1 pseudogene is annotated in these 902 nt (G+C 60.4%); it reads right to left on the bottom strand.

Features of this window, described 5'->3' with window-relative positions:
* Positions 1-811: pseudogene (locus CFB81_RS34700) on the bottom strand (IS5 family transposase); the annotation flags it as partial.
* Positions 812-902: the final 91 nt, after the last annotated feature.

Genomic DNA, 902 nt, shown 5'->3' on the forward strand with positions numbered 1-902 from the left:
CCTGCTCAACCCGCCTGACGATATTCCAACAGACGAGCGAGCAGCCGAGTTTGAGGAACGCTTCGTGAATGTCCGCGCGACGATCGAAGCGAATGCCTAGACGACGGAAATAGTGGAACCAAGAGTGAGTACGTTCGACGACCCACCGATACGCGCCGAGTCCGCTGCCGTGTTCGATTCGACGCTGTGCGATCACGGGCCTGATGCCGCGTTCGCACAGCGCGCGCCGGTGCCGCTTGGAGTCGTAGCCCCGATCGGCATAGACGACGCCGAGTTTCTGAAGCGCTCGGCCACGCACGCCTCGAATCGACGGAATCGAGTCGATACGCGGCAGCAGTTGCGTTACGTCGTTGGCGTTTGCGCCGATCAGGATTGCGACGACGGGAATTCCGTTGGAGTCTACGAGGATGTGATTCTTGGAGTCCGGATGTGCGCGATCCGTGGGGTTCGGGCCAGTTTTTCGCCCGCCCCAACCGCACGTACCGACGATGAATCGACCGCAGCGTATGAAAGGTCGAACTGGCCCGTCGCACGCAGCTTGTCGCGCAACAATTCGTGCAGCCGATCCCACGCGCCAGTCTTTTGCCAGTCGTCTAGTCGACGCCGGCAAGTCACGCCCGAGCCGAATCCCAGCCGGGTCGGCAAGTGGTTCCAACGGATGCCTGTCCTGAGCACGAACAGGATGCCGTTGAGCGCCACGCGATCCAGCACACGCGGACGCCCCGGATCGCTCTTCGCGCGAGGTTTCACGACAGGCAGCAAGGGTTCGATCAGTTTTCACAGCTCGTCGTCAAATGATCGGCGCTTCCATCCTTGGACTCCCGTTGTTCCGGTGCCCAAGGTTAACAAATTGCCGAAGAAGTAAACAGCCCCCTCTCAGGGAATTTGAACTGGCCTCTAAG

The organism is Burkholderia sp. AU28863 (assembly GCF_002223195.1).
GTDB classification, from domain to species: Bacteria; Pseudomonadota; Gammaproteobacteria; order Burkholderiales; family Burkholderiaceae; genus Burkholderia; species Burkholderia sola.